This window comes from Acidovorax sp. GW101-3H11 (genome assembly GCF_001633105.1).
Taxonomy (GTDB): Bacteria; Pseudomonadota; Gammaproteobacteria; order Burkholderiales; family Burkholderiaceae_C; genus Acidovorax.
Genome location: NZ_LUKZ01000009.1, coordinates 168,495 through 187,969, shown reverse-complemented (window position 1 = coordinate 187,969; position 19,475 = coordinate 168,495). Strand labels below are relative to the sequence as shown.

Here is a 19,475-nt window from a genome sequence, read left to right as displayed (position 1 = left end):
GGCTTCGACAGGCTCAGCCCGAACGGATTTTTTCCAGGCGACTCGCATTGCATCAAACCCCTTCTTTGCCCCTCACAGGAGACGCCATGAAAGTTGACAACATTCTGCAGACCATTGGCAACACGCCCCACGTGCGCATCAACCGCCTGTTTGGCCCTGGCGCCAACGTGTGGGTGAAGTCCGAGCGCAGCAACCCGGGCGGCTCCATCAAGGACCGCATTGCGCTGTCGATGGTGGAAGACGCCGAGAAGTCGGGCGCACTCCAACCGGGCGGCACCATCATCGAGCCCACCAGCGGCAACACGGGCATCGGCCTGGCGCTGGTGGCGGCCGTCAAGGGCTACAAGCTGATCCTGGTGATGCCCGACAGCATGAGCATCGAGCGCCGCCGCCTGATGCTGGCCTATGGCGCGCAGTTTGACCTGACCCCGCGCGAAAAGGGCATGAAGGGCGCGATTGCCCGTGCGCAGGAGCTGCAGGCGCAGACGCCCGGATCTTGGATCCCCCAGCAGTTCGAGAACCCTGCCAACATCGACGTGCATGTGCGCACCACGGCGCAGGAGATCCTGGCGGACTTCCCTGAGGGCATCGATGTGCTGATCACCGGCGTGGGCACGGGCGGCCACATCACCGGCGTTGCCAAGGTGCTCAAGGCGAAGTTTCCCCAGCTCAAGGTGTTTGCGGTCGAGCCCACGGCCTCGCCCGTGATCTCGGGCGGCCAGCCCTCGCCCCACCCCATCCAGGGCATTGGCGCGGGCTTCATCCCCAAGAACCTGGACACCAGCCTGCTGGACGGCGTGATCCAGGTCGATGCCGAACCCGCGCGCGAGTTTGCGCGCCGCGCCGCGCGCGAAGAAGGCCTGCTGGTGGGCATCTCGTCGGGCGCCACGCTGGCGGCCATTGCGCAAAAGCTGCCCGAGCTGCCTGCGGGCGCGAAGGTGCTGGGCTTCAACTACGACACGGGCGAGCGCTACCTGTCGGTGGAAGGCTTCCTGCCCGCCTGAGCGGCAGAAAATACAAGCCAAAATGGCCGTTTGCGCGCGGCCATAAAGCGCTTACAGCTATTTAATTGATAGCAAACAGGCTTTGACAGCTTTGGCCCCAAGGCCCGCCACCCGGCGGGCCTTTTTTGTGGGTACGGGCCAGCGGGGCCACGCCGGTAAAATCATGGCCCCACGACTTTGCACGCCGCCCGATAACCACGGGCCCGCAAGACCATGATCCGACTCTCCGAAATCCGGCTGCCGTTCACCGTGGCCGAAGCCCCCGAGGCGCCCCTGCGCGCCGCTGCCGCCCAAATCCTGGGCCTGGCTGACGCCGACATTGCCCACCTGCACGTCTTCAAGCGCAGCTTTGACGCGCGCAAGGCCGACCTGCTGGCGGTCTACATCGTGGACATCACGCTGGCCCAGCCTGAGCGCGAAGCCGCGCTGCTCGCAAAGTTTGCTGGCAACCCACACATCCAGCCCACGCCCGACATGGCCTGGCACCCCGTGGGCCAGGCGCCCGCCGGCCTGCCCTTGCGCCCCGTGGTGGTGGGCTTTGGCCCCTGCGGCATCTTTGCGGCGCTGGTGCTGGCGCAAATGGGCTTCAAGCCCATCGTGCTGGAGCGCGGCAAGACCGTGCGCGAGCGCACCAAGGACACCTGGGGACTGTGGCGCAAGCGCGAGCTGCATGCCGAAAGCAACGTGCAGTTTGGCGAAGGCGGCGCCGGCACCTTCAGCGACGGCAAGCTCTACAGCCAGATCAAGGACCCGCGCCACCTGGGCCGCAAGGTGATGAACGAGTTCGTCAAGGCTGGCGCACCCGAAGAAATCCTCTACGTCGCCCACCCGCACATCGGCACCTTCAAGCTGGTGAAGGTGGTGGAGAACCTGCGCGAGCAGATCATTGCGCTGGGTGGCGAGATCCGCTTTGAGCAACGCGTGACCGACGTGATCGTCGAGGGCCAGGGCGAGCAGCGCCACCTGCGCGGCCTCAAGGTGCTGAACCAGGCCACGGGCGAGACCACCGAGCTGCGGGCCGACCACGTGGTGATGGCGCTGGGCCACAGCTCGCGCGATACCTTTGCCATGCTGTACCAGCGCGGCGTGGCGATGGAGGCCAAGCCGTTTTCCATCGGCTTTCGCATCGAGCACCCGCAGAGCATCATCGACCGCGCCCGCTGGGGCCGCCACGCGGGCCACCCGCTGCTGGGCGCGGCCGACTACAAGCTGGTGCACCACGCCGCCAACGGCCGTGCGGTCTACAGCTTCTGCATGTGCCCCGGCGGCACCGTGGTGGCCGCCACCAGCGAGCCGAACCGCGTGGTGACCAACGGCATGAGCCAGTATTCGCGCAACGAGCGCAACGCCAACGCCGGCATGGTGGTGGGGATCGACCCGCGCGACTACCCGCAGGACGCGCAGGCATTTGAAACCCACCTGGGCCAGACCTATGGCGTCGAGGCCCTGCCCGCCGGGCAGTTCCACCCGCTGTCGGGCAGCGTGCTGCAGCGCCAGCTCGAATCCAACGCCTTTGTGCTGGGCGGCCGCGACTACAGCGCGCCGGGCCAGCTGGTGGGCGAGTTCATTGCGGGCAAGCCTTCGACCCAGCTGGGCAGCGTGGAACCCTCGTACAAGCCCGGCGTGGCGCTGGGCGATTTGCACGCCGCCCTGCCCGGCTACGCCATCGAAGCACTGCGCGAGGCGCTGCCCGCGTTCGGTCGCAAGATCAAGGGCTTTGACATGCACGACGCGGTGCTGACGGGCGTGGAGACGCGCACCTCGTCGCCCCTCAAGATCGGGCGCGGCGACAACCTGCAAAGCCTGAACACGCCCGGCCTGTACCCTGCAGGCGAAGGCGCGAGCTACGCGGGCGGCATTCTGTCGGCGGGGGTAGATGGCATCAAAGTGGGCGAGGCCGTGGCGCGCAGCATGTTGGCGCAGAGCCTCTAAGCGGCAGCGTTCTTCTATCTCCGGATTCACCGAAATACTGTATGCTTAAACAGTTTTTAGCCCGAAGGATTTGCTGTGCCGCTGAGTTCCATTGAAATCTGTGCGGGTGCAGGCGGCCAGGCGCTAGGCCTGGAGCAGGCCGGTTTTGAGCATGTCAGTCTGGTTGAGATCGAGCCCCCAGCCTGTGAAACCCTGCGGTTCAATCGCCCGCAATGGCATGTCACGCAAGGTGATGTGCGCCACTACCAGGCAGATCGCTGGCGGGGTGTTGCTTTGTTGGCGGGAGGAGTTCCCTGCCCCCCTTTCTCGAAAGCGGGAAAACAACTCGGGATCGACGATGAGCGGGACCTTTTTCCGGAGGCCATTCGTTTGGTGTCTGAATGCCTGCCCGAGGCAGTGATGCTGGAGAACGTGCGCGGCCTGCTGGACGCAGTGTTCGACGACTACCGCAAGAGCATTGTTGAGAGCCTTCAAAAGTTGGGCTACGTCGCTGAATGGCGCTTGCTGCATGCAAGTGACTACGGCGTGCCGCAATTACGACCGCGGGTGGTTTTTGTAGCGCTGAAGAAGGATGCCGCAGCCTACTTCAGCTGGCCCGAAGCCCAATCGAAACGCCCGCCAACCGTGGGCGATGCGCTGGTAGATCTGATGCAAGCCGATGGATGGCACGGCGCTGAGCAATGGAGGCAACAGGCGAATGAGATTGCCCCGACCTTGGTGGGCGGCAGCAAAAAGCATGGGGGCCCAGACCTCGGCCCCACACGCGCCAAAAAGGCGTGGGCAGCGCTTGGCGTGGATGGCATGGGGATTGCCAATGCAGCCCCAGAGCCCGGCTTCGTCGGCATGCCTCGTTTGACGGTTCGAATGGCAGCTCGCATCCAGGGCTTCCCAGACCACTGGCAGTTCAGCGGGAAAAAAACAGCGGCTTACCGGCAAATCGGCAATGCTTTCCCGCCCCCAGTCGCCTGCGCAGTCGGCGAAAAAATACGCATCGCGCTCAACGCGGCCGCCAAACCCAAACTCAAAAGAGCCTGACCATGCAAGACAAACCAGCCCGGGGTGGTGCCCGAGGCAAACTGCGCGCCCATTTCCTCGCCAACCTGGGTCGCGTGATGGACTCAGACGAGCTGCGCACGGTGGCAGACAACCAATCTGAATGGGCTCGGAGGGTACGTGAACTGCGCACCGAAGAGGGTTACCTGATCCTGACGCACAACGACCGCAGCGCACTTAAGCCCGGGCAGTACCTGCTCGAAACCGCCAAGCCACAACCGGCATTCGCCCGTGCCATTTCGAAAGAAACACGGGCCTTCGTGCTGGACCGGAACGGGTTCACTTGCCAGATGTGCGGAGCCGTAGCAGGTGAACCCCACCCCTACGACACCACCCGCAAAACACGCTTGCACCTCGGGCATGTCATCGACAAAAGCATGGGCGGCACCGATGACCCGGCCAATTTGCGTGCCATCTGTTCGGTCTGCAACGAAGGCGCATCCAATGCCACCTTGACCCGTCCGGATCTGCAAAAAATCCTGATCCAGGTTCGCCGCGCCACGGCAGCAGATCAGTTGGAAGTGCTCAAGTGGCTCATGGCGAAATTCCCACAGCAGGCCAACGCGCACTTGCAACCCAAGCCGTGAGCGCTTGGCGGGTGTGCAATCTGCACACCCCATTTGAAGCCGTACACACTCGCACACACACCGTGGCTGCCTCCGCGTTTACCACCTTCACCTTGCGCCAGTTCACCATAACCGCCCTGGCCATGGCCGCCGTGGTGCTGGCGTCCAACATCCTGGTCCAGTTTCCCCTCAACGACTGGCTCACCTGGGGTGCCATCACCTACCCGGTGGCCTTTCTGGTGAGCGAGCTGGTCAACCGCGCCCACGGCCCGCTGCAGGCGCGGCGGGTGGCGTGGGTGGGGTTTGCGGTGGCCGTGGCGGCTTCGCTGGTGTTGGCGCCGGTGCGCATTGCCATCGCGTCGGGCACCGCGTTTTTGCTCTCGCAGTGGCTGGACATCGGCGTGTTCGACCGGCTGCGCCACGGCACCTGGTGGCGCGCGCCGCTGGTGGCCACGCTGCTCGCAGCGGTGCTGGACACCGCCGTGTTCTGGAGCATTGCGTTTGCAGGCACCAGCGACCCGTGGATCACCTGGGCGCTGGGGGACCTGGGCGTGAAGCTCGGGCTGGCGGTGGCGCTGCTGCTGCCGTTTCGCCTGCTCATCGGGCGCCAGCTGGCACCACCCCGCCGCGCGGCCTGAGCCGCACGGCGCCCCTCTTCTTTTCGCTGCTTTTTACTTGCGCTGCAAAAAGTCCACCGCCAGCGCAGCCAGGCTGCGTGCGCCGGTGGGCAGCTGGTCTTCGTCGATGTCGAACAGCGCGGAGTGGTTGGGCGGGGCCTTGGCAAATTCCTTGCCCTTGGGTGGCGCGCCCAGGAAGTAGAAGAAGCCCGGCACAACCTTCTGGAACTCCGAGAAGTCCTCCGACCCAGCGACCTTGGGGATCACCATGGTCTTGCCACCCATGGCCAGGTTCAGCGCGGGCAGCGAGGCCTGCGTGAGCTGCGCGGGGTTGGTGGTCACGGGGTAGGCCACGGGGCCAAAACGCACGCTGGCCTTGGCGCCGCTGGCAGCGGCGATGGACTCGGCCGTGGTGGTGATGCGCTTGAGCGCTTCCTGGCGCATGTCTTCGTCGAAGGTGCGCAGCGTGCCCATCATTTCCACCTTGTCGGGGATGATGTTGTAGCGCGTGCCGCCCTGGATCTGGCCGATGGTGACCACGGCCGGTTCCTGGCTGATGTTGAGCTGGCGGCTCACCACGGTCTGCAGGCCCATCACCACCTGGCTGGCGGCCACGATGGGGTCGATGGTGGCCCAGGGCGACGAGCCATGGCCGCCGCGCCCTTCCACATGGATGGTGATGTTGTCCGACCCGGCCATCAGCGGGCCGCTGCGGTAGCCCACCACGCCGCCGGGCAGGTTGGAGGTGATGTGCAGGCCGTAGATGGCCTGCACGTCCTTGAGCGCACCTGCTTCGATCATGGCCTTGGCGCCGAAGCTGGGCACCTTGCCATTGGCGTCGGCCTCCACGGGCGCGCCCTCTTCGGCGGGCTGGAAGATGAACTTGACCGTGCCGGGCAGCTGCGCCTTCATGCCCGCCAGCACCTCGGCCGCGCCCATCAGCATGGCGGTGTGGGCGTCGTGGCCGCAGGCGTGCATCACGGGCACTTCCTTGCCCAGATAGGTGGCCTTGGCCTTGCTCGCAAAGGGCAGGCCGGTGTTCTCCAGCACCGGCAGCGCGTCCATGTCGGCGCGCAGGGCCACCACCTTGCCCGGCAGGCCGCCCTTGAGCGTGCCCACCACGCCGGTGCCGCCCACGCCGGTCTGCACCTCCATGCCCAGCTTCTTCAGGTGCTCGGCCACCAGCTTGGCGGTGCGCACCTCCTGGCCCGAGAGTTCGGGGTAGGCATGGATATCGCGGCGCCAGTTGACCATCTTGGGCGCCACCGCGTTCACGGCGGCGTCGATGGCCTGCAGGCCGGTGGCATCCAGCGCCTGGGCCTGGGCCGAAGAGACAAAAGTCAGCCCGCTGGCGACGAGGCCGGCGGCAATCGCGATGGCAGAGAGGGGTTTGTGCATGGGCAGATCCGTAGGGAGTGAACAGCCACGAGGGCCTGGGTGGGGAAGCGAAAAGCACGTCCATGCTAAAAGCGCATGCCACCTTCATGACAAGCGAAAATCGCCATCCACAGAGCCAATATCGCCATGCCACCGTCACCTTTGTCCTTGCCTTCGGCGCCGCCCAAGCCCCCGGTGTTCCGCGTGGACATCCCGCTGCTGCCCGAGTCGGCTGTGGGCAGCGCGCTGCAGCTCATCGACCTGCTGCGCGGTGCCAACCTGCTGGCCAGCCTGCGGCTGGGGGCGCAGGCGCCCCGCCTGGCCTGGCGCCTGCTGGACGCCGAGGGCCTGCCGCTGACGCCCCTGCCCGGCCCCCTGGCCGCCTACATGGCGCCGGACGATGGTGCGGCAGCCCACGCGCCCGCCCAGGCGCTGCTCATCCCGTCCTTCCATGCGCCCGACATCCCGGCCATCCGCACCGTGGCAGCCCGGCACCAGGCGCTGTCCCGCCAGCTGGGCATTGCGCTGGACGCGGGGCAGAAGCTGCTCACTGTGGGCAACGGCGCTTGGCTGGCCGCACAGAGCGGGCGGCTGAACGGGCGCCAGGCCTGCCTGCCCTGGTTTTACATCGCGGGGTTCGAGCGGGACTTCCCGGGCATCGGCCACAGCCTGGGCCAGGACCTGGCGGACGATGGCCCCTGGCTGAGCTGCGCGCTGCCCAGCAATGTGAACCTGCTGGCCATCGCCCTGGTGCGCCAGGCACTGGGGCCAGAGCTGGCCGCCGCCTGCGAGACCGTGATGGCCCCCGACCACCTGCGCGCCCGCGCGGCGCTGCAGGCGAACGCGCAGCAGCACATCCCCGCCACACGCGACAGCACACTCGCCCGCGCCATTGCCTGGATGGAGGCCCACCTGGACCAGCCCTACTCGCTGGACCGGCTGGCCGAGGCGGCGTCGGTGAGCACACGCACCCTGCTGCGGCACTTCCAGCAGGAGCTGTCGCAGTCGCCGCTGGACCACCTGCACAGCCTGCGCTGCGCACGCGCCAAGGTGCTCCTGGAGGTCACGCTAGAGAGCGTGCCCAGCATTGCGGTGGCCTGTGGTTACGCAGACCCGGCGGCGTTCCGCCGCATCTTTGCGCGCTACACGGGCATGGCCCCGGCCGAGTACCGCAAGCGCCATGCGCTGCGTGCGCCACGGCGGCGCTGGCGGGTGGAAATATCGTGAAACCCCCTGTGGCGCTGCGCGCCTTCCCCCTTCCCGCATCGCTGCGCGATGCGGGAAGGGGGACGCCGCCAGCGCGGCGGGGCGGCCCTTGCGCGGCGGCCGCTGGCTTGGCCGTGCCAGTTTCGAATGCCGTATGTCACTTCAGGGAAGACTCCCTGACCTAGCGCAGCAGCGTTTTGCCAGCGGGCAGGCGGAACGCCTCCACCAGCTCGGCCAGCTGCTGCGCCTGCACGCGCAGGCCCTGGGCCGCGGCGGAGGATTCCTCCACCAGCGCGGCGTTCTGCTGCGTCATCTGGTCGAGTTGCGAGACGGCCTCGCCCACCTGGCTCAGGCCCGTGGTCTGCTCGCGCGCGGCCGTGCTGATCTCGCCAATGATGGTGGCCACCTGCTGCACCGAGTTCACGATCTCGCCCATGGTGCTGCCTGCCGCGTGGACCAGTTGCGTGCCCTCGTCCACCTGCCGCACGCTGTCGCTGATCAGGCCCCCAATCTCCTTGGCCGCGGTGGCCGAGCGCTGGGCCAGGCTGCGCACCTCGCCCGCCACCACCGCAAAGCCCCGGCCCTGCTCGCCCGCACGCGCGGCCTCGACGGCGGCGTTGAGCGCCAGGATGTTGGTCTGGAACGCGATGCCGTCGATCACGCTGGTGATGTCGGCAATGCGGCGGGACGACAGCGCAATGCCGTCCATGGTGCCCACCACGCGGTCCACCGCCTCGCGGCCCCGGCGGGCCACGTCGCTCGCGCTGGTGGCCAGGCTGCTGGCCTGTGCGGCGGCATCGGCGCTGTGGCGCACGGTGGCCAGCAGTTCTTCCATGCTGGCGGCGATTTCTTCGAGGTTGGAGGCCGTGTGTTCGGTGCGGGCCGACAGGTCACTGTTGCCCGCCGCAATCTCGCTGCTGGCACCCGCCACCGAGGTGCTGGCCTGGCGCATGCCCACCACCAGCCCCGCCAGGCGGGCCTGCATGCCGCCCAGGCGCGACAGCAGGGCTTGCAGCTCGTCGCGGTTGCCCGTGCTCAAGGTGGGGATGGCCGAGGTGAGGTCGCCGCCGGTAATGCGGTCCGTCACCTCGGATGCCTGGGCCAGCGGCTGCAGGATGGAGCGCGACAGCCACCACGCACAGGCCAGGCTCAGCAACAAGCCCACCACCGAGCCCGCTGCCAGCAGGGTGATGCCCTGGCGTTCGCTGCTGGCGGCGGCCTCGCGGGCCTGGGCCACGCGCTGGCGCTGGTACTCGGCCAGCTTGTTCACAGCCGCCGCATAGGCCTCGGCCGCCGGGCGCAGCTGGTTGGCCACCGCGTCTGCGGGCAGTGCCTCGCCCGCCTTGCGGCGCTTTACCAGGTCGTCCCGCACGGTGCGAAAACCATTGCCCGCCTTGTCGATGGCGTCGAACAGCGCCTGGGACTCGGGGTCTGCCGCCAGTTCGTCCAGGCGCTTGCGCACTTCGGACGAGCGCGCCGAGGTGGTCTTGCGGTCGGCGTCGATGCGCGCCGCGTAGGCGGGGTTGTTGTCGATCTCCAGCAACGTCTCCGCGCGGGCGGAGCTGAGCACCACGATGGCATGCAGCTCGCGCGCGAGCAGTGCGCGCTCGGACGACGCGCCGCCCAGGTCGTCGGCAATGTCCTGCAGCCCGGCCAGCCGCCAGATGCCCACGGCCGCCGAGAGCGACATGACAAGACACACAACGCCGAAGGCCAGGGCCAGGCGCACCGCAACACGTGCGTGGGAGATGGACATAAAGAGATTTCCGTGAGGATGAAAACGCCAAAAAACAGACTGCGCCCGCGCATGCCCATGGCACACCCGGGGAAACACCAACTTATCGACAAAACGATACAGGCACTTGAGACGGCAAGGCCCGGAATGCGGAGCGGGGGAGCCACCCTCGGCGCGGCCCATGAAAAAACCGCCGCAGGGCACAGACCCTGCGGCGGTTGCGTGAGGCGGGGCCCAGCCCCGGCGCGTCAGCCCTTATTGCTGCTGCGCGTTCTGCAGCGCGGCAATGCGCTCTTCAATGGGCGGGTGGGTGCTGAACAGCTTGCCAATGCCACCGGCAATGCCCATGGCGGCCACGCTCTTGGGCAGCTCGCCGGGGTGCATGCCGCCCAGGCGGGCCAGGGCGTTGATCATGGGCTGGCGGCGGCCCATCAGCTGCGCAGCACCCGCATCGGCACGGAACTCGCGCTGGCGGCTGAACCAGGCCACGATGATGGCTGCTGCAAAGCCCAGCACGATGTCGAGCACGATGGTGGTCACGTAGTAGCCGATGCCGGGGCCCGAGCTGTTCTCATCGTTCTTGCGCAGGAAGCTGTCCACCGCGTAGCCAATCAGGCGCGACAGGAACACCACAAAGGTGTTCATCACGCCCTGGATCAGCGTCATGGTGACCATGTCGCCGTTGGCAATGTGGGCGACCTCGTGGCCGATCACGGCCTCGACCTCATCACGCGTCATGCCCTGCAGCAGGCCCGTGGACACCGCCACCAGGGCGGAGTTCTTGAACGCACCCGTGGCAAACGCATTCGGGTCGCCTTCGAAGATGCCGACCTCGGGCATGCCGATGCCCGCCTTGTCGGCAAACTTGCGCACGGTCTCGACGATCCAACGCTCGTCGGGCGAGCCGGAGCCGTCGATCACGCGCACGCCCGAGGTCCACTTGGCCATGGGCTTGCTGATGAGCAGCGAGATGATCGCGCCGCCAAAACCCATGATGAGCGCGAAGCCCAGCAGCGCACCCAGGTTGAGCCCGTTGGCCGTGAGGTAGCGGTTCACGCCCAGCAGGCTGGCCACCACCCCCAGCACAACAACGACGGCCAGGTTGGTCATCACAAATAACAGGATCCGCTTCATGGCTTGAATTCTCCGTGGGGTAAACAACAACGAGTGTTTGCTGGCTTAGATGGGGGCCGGGGGCTGCGCTTCAAGCGCAGGCACCCGGCGCCATGGCCGCGATTTCATCGCGCTATGGTAGGTGCAAACCCGCGCCGGGGCCTTATCACACAAGGCTTGACGGGAATTGCGCGGGGTTCAGCGGGGCGGGCGGAACACCTGGGTGTCGGCATAAAAACCTGGCACCTCATTGGCAGGCCACCAGCCGGGCACGCCCAGCACGGGCAGCGGCGAGAACGGCTTGGCAGCCCAGGGCTCGGGCTGGATCTCCTGCACCAGCCAGGTGTCCATATTCGCTATCGATTCAATAGCTACCGGGGCTTGATAGACGTGCGCAACCATGGGTTTTCGGGGCACAACCAGCTTTTCCATCAGCGCATGGCCCACCAGCACCAGCCGGGCCTCGGCCCACAGCGGGCGCAGGTCGATGAACAGCCGCTGCCAGTCGCGCGAGCGCAGCGCCTGCCACAGCACGTCCGGCGCCTGCAGCAGTGCGCCGTTTTCATCAAACACCGTGAGGGCATCGCGCAGCGGCCCGCGCACGGCCTGCACACCGTCGGCGGCAATGGCCTGGGCCTGCAGCTGGTTCAGGCGGCGCTTGGTGTGCGGGAACTGGTGCCACACCAGGCCGTTGAAAAAATCGTGCAGGTTGTCGCGCGTGGGCACGCGGCGGGTGTCCCCGATGTACTGCTCATAGGCCATGCCCTCGGGCAGCTCGAACTGGGGCACAAAACCCACCGGCAATTCTGGCGGCGCTGCGGCCTGCAGCGCCCGGTGCACCGCAGGATCGTGCTGCAGCTGCTGCGCCACGGGCTGGCCCAGGGTGCGCCACGGCGCCAGCCAGGGGGCGCTCCAGTCGATGGCGTCGAAGGCTTCGCTTACACCAGCCGCCACGGCAGGGCTTCACCGGCGCGCAGGGGCTTGAGTTCGGCTTCGCCAAACGCAAAGCTGTCGGGCGGCGTCCACGACTCGCGGCGCAGGGTGATGGTGCCGGTGTTGCGCGGCAGGCTGTAGAAGTCGGGGCCGTGGAAGCTGGCAAAGCCTTCGAGCTGATCGAGTGCACCGGCGTTGTCGAACGCCTCGGCGTACATCTCGATGGCCGCGTGGGCCGTGTAGCAGCCCGCGCAGCCGCTGGCGTGCTCCTTGAGGTGCGCGGGGTGTGGGGCGCTGTCGGTGCCCAGAAAGAACTTGCTGCTGCCGCTGGTGGCGGCCTGTACCAGCGCCACGCGGTGGGTTTCGCGCTTGAGCACCGGCAGGCAGTAGTAGTGGGGGCGCACGCCGCCGATGAAGATGGCGTTGCGGTTGTACAGCAGGTGGTGCGCGGTGATGGTGGCGGCGGTGAAGCGGTCGGCCTGCATCACGTAGTCAGCGGCATCCTTGGTGGTGATGTGCTCGAAGACGATCTTGAGTTCGGGGAAGTCGCGGCGCAGGGGGATGAGCTGCTGCTCGATGAACACGGCCTCGCGGTCGAACAGGTCGATGTCGCTGCTGGTGACCTCGCCGTGCACCAGCAGCAGCAAACCCGCCTTCTGCATGGCTTCGAGTGTCTTGTAGGTCTTGCGCAGGTCGGTCACACCCGCGTCGCTGTTGGTGGTGGCGCCAGCGGGGTAGAGCTTGCAGGCCACCACGCCCGCAGCCTTGGCGCGCACGATTTCTTCGGGCGGCAGGTTGTCCGTCAGGTAAAGCGTCATCAGCGGCTCGAACTGCATACCGGCGGGCACGGCGGCCAGGATGCGCTGCTTGTAGGCCAGGGCCTGCTCCGCCGTGGTGACCGGCGGGCGCAGGTTGGGCATGATGATCGCGCGGCCGAACTGGGCGGCGGTGTGGGGCACCACCGTGTGCAGCGGCTCCCCGTCGCGCACATGCAGGTGCCAGTCGTCGGGGCGGGTGATGGTGAGGGTGGTGGGCGCGGTGGGGGTGTGGAGTGCGGCTGTCATGGGCGACATTGTCCCATTGGCATGATTACTATCATTTTTATAGCTATCAGCGCTTATCCATTGCGCGGAGGCAGCCAAAAACACCCATATTCCAGCGGCCCGCGCCTTATTCGGCGGTGATGCCCGCCTTGCGGACCACCTCGCCAAACTTCACCAGGCGCTCGGACATCATCTTCTCGAACGCGGCGGGGGTCATCTCTTCGGGCGGGATCACGCCGCGCTCCTTGAGGTTGGCCAGCATGGCGGGCGAGGTGGCGACCTCGCGCACCGCCTTGTAGAGGGTCTGCACCACCGCATCGGGCGTGCCGCCGGGCGCGGCCAGGCCGATCCAGGACGTGAGGTTGAGCTGGGGGTAGCCCACTTCGGCCAGGGTTGGCACGTCGGGCAACTGGGGCAGGCGCTGGTCGTTGGCCAGGGCCAGCGCGCGCACCTTGCCCGCCTGGATGTGCGGCAGCATGATGACCAGGTTGTCGAGGATGAACTGCACCTCGTTGCCCAGCACCGCCGTGATCAGCGGCGTGCCGCCCCGGTAGGGGATGTGGGTGGTGAAGGCGCCGGTGGCGGCCTTGAGCATTTCCACGTTCAGCTGGCCCATGCTGCCCACGCCGCCGCTGCCGTAGTTGAGCTTGCCGGGGTTCTTCTTGGCGTAGTCGATGAACTCCTTGAAGGTCTTGAACGGCAGGCTGCTGTGCACCACCAGCGCATTGGGCAGGCGGCCCAGGATGGCGATGTTTTCAAAGTCCTTGACCGGGTCGTAGCCCACCTTGGGCTGCGTGAGCGGGTTGGCCAGGTGGCTGCTTTGCGACGACACGACCAGCGTGTAGCCGTCGGCCTTGGCGCGCGCCACATACTGCGCGCCCACCGAGCCGCCCGCGCCCGCGCGGTTCTCCACCACGATGGGCACGCCCAGCAGCCTGGACAGCGGCTCGGAATACTGGCGCGCCATGATGTCCACCGACCCGCCGGGCGGGAACGGCACCACCAGCGTGATGGGGCGCGAAGGGAATTTTTCCTGTGCCCACGCGGGCACAGCGGCAAGACCGGCCAGGCCGAGGCCGGTGGACAGGAGGTGGCGGCGGGAAGGGATGTGGTTCATGGCTGTCTTCAAAAACGCAAAAACAAAAAAGGGGAGTAAAGCTGGAATCAGGGATGGCCCAGCACCGCCAGCGCCACGGCCTGCGCGCGGGGCACAAAGGTGGCCAGCTCGCAGTACTCGCGCTCGGTGTGCGGATGCCCGCCCACGGGGCCCGTGGCGCACAGCGTGGGCACGCCCACCGAGGCCGTGAGGCCGCTGTCGGCCGCGCCGCCGGTGAATTCGCCCGCCACCTCAAAGCCCAGCGAACGTGCGCCCTGCTGGTAGAGCGCGAGCAGGTAGTCGGGCGTGGGCTTCATGGGCAAGGTGCGGCGCGCGGTGGTGATGCGGCCCTGGGTGCGGGGCACGGATGCTTCCTCAACGATGGCACGCACGCGTTCCAGCAACTCGTCGGGATCGGTGTCGGCGGTAAAGCGCAGGTCCACCTCGGCCTTGGCATGCGGGGCGACCATGTTGGGCACGATGCCGCCCTGCACCACACCCACGTTGCAGGTCACACCCGTGGCCGGGTCGGTGAGCGCGTGCAGTGCCAGCGTCTTGCGCGCCAGGGCCTCGATGGCGCTCGCGCCTGCGGCGTGGTTGATGCCTGCATGCGCGGCCACGCCCGTCACTTCAAACTCCACCACCATCGAGCCCTTGCGGCTGGTGACCACGTTGCCGCTCACGCGGCCGGGCTCGGCATTGAACACGGCACGGGCGCCGCGCACCTTGTCCATGATGAGGTCGCGCGTGGCGGGCGAGCCGATCTCTTCGTCGCACGAGAAAAACAGGTGCAGCGGCGCAGCCAGGCCGCCACAGCGCGCAAAGGCCTCGGCCACAAACACGTTGAGCACCAGGCCGGACTTCATGTCGGCCACGCCGGGACCGTAGGCACGGCCGTCTTCCACGCGGAAGGGGCGGCGCGCCACCGTGCCAGCGGGGTACACGGTGTCCATGTGGCCCATGAGGATGATCGGTGCGCCCTCGCCTGCGGCCTCGTCCGGGGTGACCTGGGCGTGCAGCAGCACGCCGTAGCCGGGCACAGGCTCGAACTGCACAGGCACGCCCGCGGCCAGCAGGCGCTCGGCCAGCGCATGGGCCACGGCGGTCACACCCGCTTCGTCGCGGCTGCCGCTGTCGATGTTGACCACTTTCTGCAACAGGTCTTGCATGGCCTGCCCCTGGCCCGCCAGCCAGGCCAGCGCCGGAGCGGTTGGGGCAGATGGCGGCTGGGACGCCGTGTTTTCAAGCGTTTCGTGCATGTTTGTCCTTGGGTCAGCCCCCGGGCCGGGGCACAATTTGCGCCGCAGTGTTGCACGCGTTTCGGCTGTTTGCAATACATTTTTCATAAATGAGACATAAATGAAATCATCATTGCAATCATCCACCGCACTGCTGACCGAGCGCCTGGCCCGCCAGGGCGGCGAACTCACCGCCAGCGAGCGCGCCCTGGCCGAGGCGCTGGGGCGCGACTACCCCCACGCGCTGCTGGAGTCGGCCACCGCGCTGGCGGCGCGCACCGGCACCAGTGCATCCACCGTGGTGCGGCTGTTTGCCAAGCTGGGCTACGCGAGTTATGCGGAGGCCCAGCGCGAGGCGCGGGGCGAGGTCACGGCGCTGCTGCAAACCGCCGGGCAGCGCGCGCCCGTCACCATCGGCACCGAGCGCAGCCTGCAGCAATGTGTGGACGACGCCCTGCTGCACGACCAGCACAACATCACCGCCACGCGCGACGGGCTGGACATGGCGGCATTCGAGGCCATCGTGGCGCGCATCGCGCAGAGCCCGGGGCGCATTTTTGTGCTGGCGCAGATCAACAGCGCCCCCGTGGCCGCCTGGCTGGCGCTGCACCTGAACATGTGCCGCCCCGGCGTGCACGAGCTGGGCGCGGGCGCCGTGGCCGCCACCGACCAGCTGCTGTGGATCCAGCCCGAGGACACGCTGCTGGTCTTCAGCATCCGCCGCTATGCCAGCGGGCCGGTGAAGGTGGCCCAGCGGTTTCGCGATGCGGGGGCGCAGGTGCTGGCCATCATCGACAGCAACGCCGCGCCGCTGGCGGCCCTGGCCCACCATCGCGTGCAGGTGCGCATCTCCAACGCATCGCCGTTCGACTCGTACACCGCCGCGTTTTTTGTGTGCAATGCCCTGGTGTCGGCCGTGGCCCAGCTGCGGCACGAGGCCGTGTCCGAAGCCCTGAAACGGCGCGATGACCTGTGGAAGGACGTGGAAGCCCAGCTCATCGTGGAAGGCAACCCGCCGGCGGGGCGGCGGGGGAGCAAGCGCTAACTGGAGCCCCCCCCCCCGCTGGACCGCCCCACGTTTTCGGGCGTTCCTGTGCCCATGAAAAAAGCGCTCCGAAGAGCGCTTTTTACCTTCCTCTTTCCGGCCTCATCCCGCCCTGCGGACAGCCCACACCCGTGGAACAGGCAGGGCCTAGGCCAGTAGCTGCCGCGCAAGGGCCGCCCCGCCGCGTCGGCGGCGTCCCCTGGGGGAAGGCGCCACAGGCGACTCAGGGGGGAATCAATGCGCCAGGATCTTGTTGAGGAAGTCCTTGGTGCGCGGTTGGCGCGCATCGGGGTTATTGAAGAACTCGTCCTTGGAGCAGTCCTCCAGGATCTTGCCGCCCACGTCCATGAAGATCACGCGGTTGCTCACCTTGCGGGCAAAGCCCATTTCGTGGGTCACGCACATCATGGTCATGCCTTCGTTGGCCAGGCCCACCATCACGTCCAGCACTTCGCCGACCATTTCGGGGTCGAGCGCCGAAGTGGGTTCGTCGAACAGCATCACGATGGGGTCCATCGACAGCGCGCGCGCAATGGCCACACGCTGCTGCTGGCCGCCGGACAGCTGGCCGGGGAACTTGTCCTTGTGGGCGATCAGGCCCACGCGCTCCAGCATCTTGAGGCCGCGCTTCTTGGCTTCGTCCGCGCTGCGGCCCAGCACCTTGATCTGCGCGATGGTCAGGTTGTCCGTCACCGACAGGTGGGGGAACAGCTCGAAGTGCTGGAACACCATGCCCACGCGGCTGCGCAGCTTGGGCAGGTTGGTGCTAGGGTCGTGCAGCTTCACGCCGTCCACCGTGATCTCACCCTTCTGGAAGGGTTCGAGCGCGTTGATGGTCTTGATCAGCGTGGACTTGCCCGAGCCCGAGGGGCCGCACACCACCACCACTTCACCCTTGTTGATGGTGGCCGAGCACTCGTTGAGCACCTGCACGGGGCCATACCACTTGGATACGTTTTTGAGTTCGATCATTGTTTATTCCTCAATCTCTCGGATCACCGGATGATGGCGATCTTCTGGTGCAGGCGCTTGACCGCCCAGGACAGCGCATAGCACATCACAAAATACAGCACGGCGGCAGCCAGGTAGGCTTCGATGGGGCGGCCGAAGTTCTTGCCCGCCACTTCAAAGCCCTTGAGCATGTCGTAGGCGCCAATCGCATACACCAGCGAGGTGTCCTGGAACAGGATGATGGTCTGCGTGAGCAGCACCGGCAGCATGTTGCGGAACGCCTGGGGCAGCACCACCAGCTTCATGTTCTGGCCATACGTCATCCCGAGCGCCTGGCCGGCATGCACCTGGCCGCGTGGGATGGACTGGATACCGGCGCGCATGATTTCGCTGAAATACGCGGCTTCGAAGGCAATGAAGGTGATGACCGCCGATACCTCGGCGCCGATGGGGCGGCCGATGATGGCAGGCACCAGCAGGAAGAACCACAGGATCACCATCACCAGCGGGATGGAGCGCATCCCGTTGACGTAGATGGTGGCGGGCACATCCAGCCACTTCTTGCCCGACAGGCGCATCAGCGCCAGCAGGGTGCCGAAGAACACGCCGCCAATGGTGGCGATCACCGTGAGCATGAGACTGAAGTACAGCCCCTTGAGCACGAAGTTGGAGATCAGGTCCCAGTTGTAGAAGGAGAAGTCGAGATTCATATCAGTGTCCTCCCCCTGCCGCACCAGCCACCACCATGCCCGGGATGCGCACGCGTTTTTCGATGAACGCCATGATCCGGTTGATGGCAAAGGCCGAGATGATGTACAGCGATGTCACGGCGAGGTAGACCTCAATGCCGCGCGAGGTTTCTTCCTGGGCCTGCATGGCGAACATGGTGAGTTCGGCCACCGACACGGCAAACGCCACGGACGAGTTCTTGAAGATGTTCATCGTCTCGCTGGTGAGCGGCGGGATGATGATGCGAAACGCCATGGGCAGCAGCACGTAGCGATAGGTCTGAAAGGTGGTGAACCCCACGGCCATGCCCGCATAACGCTGACCGCGCGGCAAGGCCTGGATGCCCGAGCGCACCTGCTCGGCGATACGCGCCGAGGTGAAGAAGCCCAGAGCCAGCACCACCAGTGCAAAGCCGGGCACGCCCTTCATCACAGGAAACAGACTGGGGATGACGTGGTACCAGAGGAAGATCTGGACCAGCAGCGGAATATTGCGAAATAGCTCGACCCAGGCATTGCCCAGCCGAACGATCATGGGCCGGTCCTGCAAGGTGCGCAGCGTGCCGATCAATGAGCCCAACACAAGCGCCAGCACCAGGGCCAGCAACGAAACAGACACGGTCCAGCCCCAGGCCGACAGCATCCAGTCCAGGTAAGTGATGTCGCCGCCCTTGCCAAAGCAGCTCTGCACAACTTCCCGGTCCATGGTGTCCTGGCAGAACACCTGCCAATCCCAACTCATAGGAGCACCCCTTTAATTCTTGGTATTGCGCCGGGCCAGGCACCATGGCGCCCGGTCCAACAAAAAAGCCCCTTCAAACCGGCTGGCCGAAGGGGCACAAGCGTCGCAAAGATTACTTCTTGGCGTAGTCTTCCATGGGCTTGTCATTCGGATTGGCCCAAGCTTCCTTGGTCGCATCCGACATCGGCAGGCCAATCTTCACGTTGGCTGGAGGCACAGGCTGCATGAACCACTTGTCGTACAGCTTGGCCAGCGAGCCATCCTTGATCTGGCGCTTGATGGAATCGTCCACGGCCTTCTTGAACGCAGGGTCGTCCTTGCGCAGCATGCAGGCAATGGGTTCCACGTTCAGCACTTCACCGACGATCTTGTAGTCGGCGGGAGACTTGGACTTGGAGATGTTGGCGGCCAGGATGGAGCCGTCCATCACGAACGCTTCGGCACGGCCGGTTTCCAGCATCAGGAAGCTGTCGGCGTGGTCCTTGCCCATGACTTCCTTGAAGTCGATGCCGCCAGCGCGCTCGTGCTTGCGCAGCGTTTGCACCGAGGTGGTGCCCGTGGTGGTGGCCACGGTCTTGCCGTTCAGGTCCTTGATGGACGTGATGCCCGAGTTGGCCTTGACGACCATGCGGACTTCTTCCACATAGGTGGTCACGGCAAAGGACACGTCCTTCAGGCGGGCAGCGTTGTTGGTGGTGGAGCCGCACTCCAGGTCCACGGTGCCGTTGGTCACCAGGGGGATGCGGTTCTGCGAGGTCACGGGCTGGTACTTGATGTCCAGCTTGGGCAGGCCCAGTTGCTTTTGGACGTCGGCCAGCACGATTTCGCCCATTTCGGTGTGGAAGCCCACGTACTTGCCGTTGCCCAGCGTGTAGGAAAGCCCCGAAGACTCGCGCACACCCAGCGTCACGCTGCCAGAAGCCTTGATCTTGGCCAGGGTGTCGGTGGCTTGGGCAAACGCGCTGCCTGCGGCCAGGGCGGTCACAGCAATCGCGAGCAAATGTTTCTTCATAGGGATCTCCTTGTGTTGAAAACAGAAAAAAGGGGGGAATTCTAGAGACTGGCCGCAACCCGTCCGGGCTGCAAGCCCAAACGT

18 protein-coding genes are annotated in these 19,475 nt (G+C 66.2%); 7 read left to right on the top strand and 11 right to left on the bottom strand.

Translation table 11 applies throughout. The annotated features are described in order from the left end of the window. Nucleotides 1–86: 86 nt before the first annotated feature. The 5 genes from cysK (at nucleotide 87) to A1D30_RS06895 (ending at nucleotide 5,193) form a co-directional block, all read left to right on the top strand. Entirely contained in the window at nucleotides 87–1,004 is a 918-nt protein-coding gene (gene cysK, locus A1D30_RS06915; RefSeq protein ID WP_063460048.1) for a cysteine synthase A, read from the top strand. Between the two features lie 213 nt (nucleotides 1,005–1,217). Next, a complete protein-coding gene (locus A1D30_RS06910) occupies nucleotides 1,218–2,936 on the top strand; it encodes an NAD(P)/FAD-dependent oxidoreductase (protein WP_063460047.1) in 1,719 nt (572 codons plus the stop codon). Nucleotides 2,937–3,011: 75 nt separating this feature from the next. Then, nucleotides 3,012–3,971 (top strand): DNA cytosine methyltransferase, encoded by a 960-nt coding sequence (locus A1D30_RS06905; RefSeq protein ID WP_082836354.1) that lies wholly within the window; start codon nucleotides 3,012–3,014, stop codon nucleotides 3,969–3,971. Between the two features lie 2 nt (nucleotides 3,972–3,973). Continuing rightward, nucleotides 3,974–4,576, top strand: a complete 603-nt coding sequence (locus tag A1D30_RS06900; protein WP_063460046.1) for an HNH endonuclease — start codon at nucleotides 3,974–3,976, stop codon at nucleotides 4,574–4,576. 122 nt (nucleotides 4,577–4,698) lie between these two features. Continuing rightward, a complete protein-coding gene (locus A1D30_RS06895) occupies nucleotides 4,699–5,193 on the top strand; it encodes a VUT family protein (protein ID WP_109790926.1) in 495 nt (164 codons plus the stop codon). A 33-nt stretch (nucleotides 5,194–5,226) separates the two neighbouring features. Here A1D30_RS06895 and A1D30_RS06890 read toward each other — a convergent pair whose 3' ends face one another. Continuing rightward, a complete protein-coding gene (locus A1D30_RS06890; protein WP_063460044.1) occupies nucleotides 5,227–6,570 on the bottom strand; it encodes an amidohydrolase in 1,344 nt (447 codons plus the stop codon). Between the two features lie 126 nt (nucleotides 6,571–6,696). On the opposite strand from A1D30_RS06890, the gene A1D30_RS06885 reads away from it, so the two are divergent. Next, nucleotides 6,697–7,776: a helix-turn-helix domain-containing protein gene (locus tag A1D30_RS06885; RefSeq protein ID WP_063460043.1), complete on the top strand. Its 1,080-nt coding sequence runs from the start codon at nucleotides 6,697–6,699 to the stop codon at nucleotides 7,774–7,776. 160 nt (nucleotides 7,777–7,936) lie between these two features. On the opposite strand, the gene A1D30_RS06880 is transcribed toward A1D30_RS06885, so the two are convergent. From A1D30_RS06880 to A1D30_RS06855, 6 genes are all read right to left on the bottom strand, one after another. Continuing rightward, nucleotides 7,937–9,511 carry a methyl-accepting chemotaxis protein gene (locus tag A1D30_RS06880; RefSeq protein ID WP_063460042.1) on the bottom strand — a complete coding sequence of 525 codons (1,575 nt, stop codon included), beginning with the start codon at nucleotides 9,509–9,511 and terminating at the stop codon, nucleotides 7,937–7,939. Between the two features lie 234 nt (nucleotides 9,512–9,745). Continuing rightward, nucleotides 9,746–10,624 carry a protease HtpX gene (gene htpX / locus A1D30_RS06875; protein ID WP_063460041.1) on the bottom strand — a complete coding sequence of 293 codons (879 nt, stop codon included), beginning with the start codon at nucleotides 10,622–10,624 and terminating at the stop codon, nucleotides 9,746–9,748. A 177-nt stretch (nucleotides 10,625–10,801) separates the two neighbouring features. Further along, nucleotides 10,802–11,557: a DUF3025 domain-containing protein gene (locus tag A1D30_RS06870; RefSeq protein ID WP_063460040.1), complete on the bottom strand. Its 756-nt coding sequence runs from the start codon at nucleotides 11,555–11,557 to the stop codon at nucleotides 10,802–10,804. Continuing rightward, complete coding sequence (gene pyrC, locus A1D30_RS06865; RefSeq protein ID WP_063460039.1) at nucleotides 11,542–12,600, bottom strand: dihydroorotase; 1,059 nt, start codon at nucleotides 12,598–12,600, stop codon at nucleotides 11,542–11,544. The genes A1D30_RS06870 and pyrC overlap by 16 nt, the downstream gene beginning before the upstream one ends. A gap of 106 nt (nucleotides 12,601–12,706) precedes the next feature. Then, nucleotides 12,707–13,696 carry a tripartite tricarboxylate transporter substrate binding protein BugE gene (locus A1D30_RS06860; RefSeq protein ID WP_063460038.1) on the bottom strand — a complete coding sequence of 330 codons (990 nt, stop codon included), beginning with the start codon at nucleotides 13,694–13,696 and terminating at the stop codon, nucleotides 12,707–12,709. Nucleotides 13,697–13,743: 47 nt separating this feature from the next. Continuing rightward, complete coding sequence (locus tag A1D30_RS06855; protein WP_063460037.1) at nucleotides 13,744–14,934, bottom strand: M20 family metallopeptidase; 1,191 nt, start codon at nucleotides 14,932–14,934, stop codon at nucleotides 13,744–13,746. Nucleotides 14,935–15,034: 100 nt separating this feature from the next. Here A1D30_RS06855 and A1D30_RS06850 point away from each other — a divergent pair, with 100 nt between their 5' ends. Further along, nucleotides 15,035–15,958 carry a MurR/RpiR family transcriptional regulator gene (locus A1D30_RS06850; RefSeq protein ID WP_063460036.1) on the top strand — a complete coding sequence of 308 codons (924 nt, stop codon included), beginning with the start codon at nucleotides 15,035–15,037 and terminating at the stop codon, nucleotides 15,956–15,958. 234 nt (nucleotides 15,959–16,192) lie between these two features. Here A1D30_RS06850 and A1D30_RS06845 read toward each other — a convergent pair whose 3' ends face one another. From A1D30_RS06845 to A1D30_RS06830, 4 genes are all read right to left on the bottom strand, one after another. Further along, a complete protein-coding gene (locus A1D30_RS06845; protein ID WP_063460035.1) occupies nucleotides 16,193–16,930 on the bottom strand; it encodes an amino acid ABC transporter ATP-binding protein in 738 nt (245 codons plus the stop codon). 23 nt (nucleotides 16,931–16,953) lie between these two features. Then, on the bottom strand, nucleotides 16,954–17,619 hold the full coding sequence (locus A1D30_RS06840; protein ID WP_063460034.1) for an amino acid ABC transporter permease: 666 nt from the start codon (nucleotides 17,617–17,619) through the stop codon (nucleotides 16,954–16,956). Nucleotide 17,620: 1 nt separating this feature from the next. Beyond that, nucleotides 17,621–18,379 carry an amino acid ABC transporter permease gene (locus A1D30_RS06835; protein ID WP_063460033.1) on the bottom strand — a complete coding sequence of 253 codons (759 nt, stop codon included), beginning with the start codon at nucleotides 18,377–18,379 and terminating at the stop codon, nucleotides 17,621–17,623. Nucleotides 18,380–18,491: 112 nt separating this feature from the next. Then, nucleotides 18,492–19,391: an amino acid ABC transporter substrate-binding protein gene (locus A1D30_RS06830; protein ID WP_063460032.1), complete on the bottom strand. Its 900-nt coding sequence runs from the start codon at nucleotides 19,389–19,391 to the stop codon at nucleotides 18,492–18,494. Between the last annotated feature and the right edge of the window lie 84 nt (nucleotides 19,392–19,475).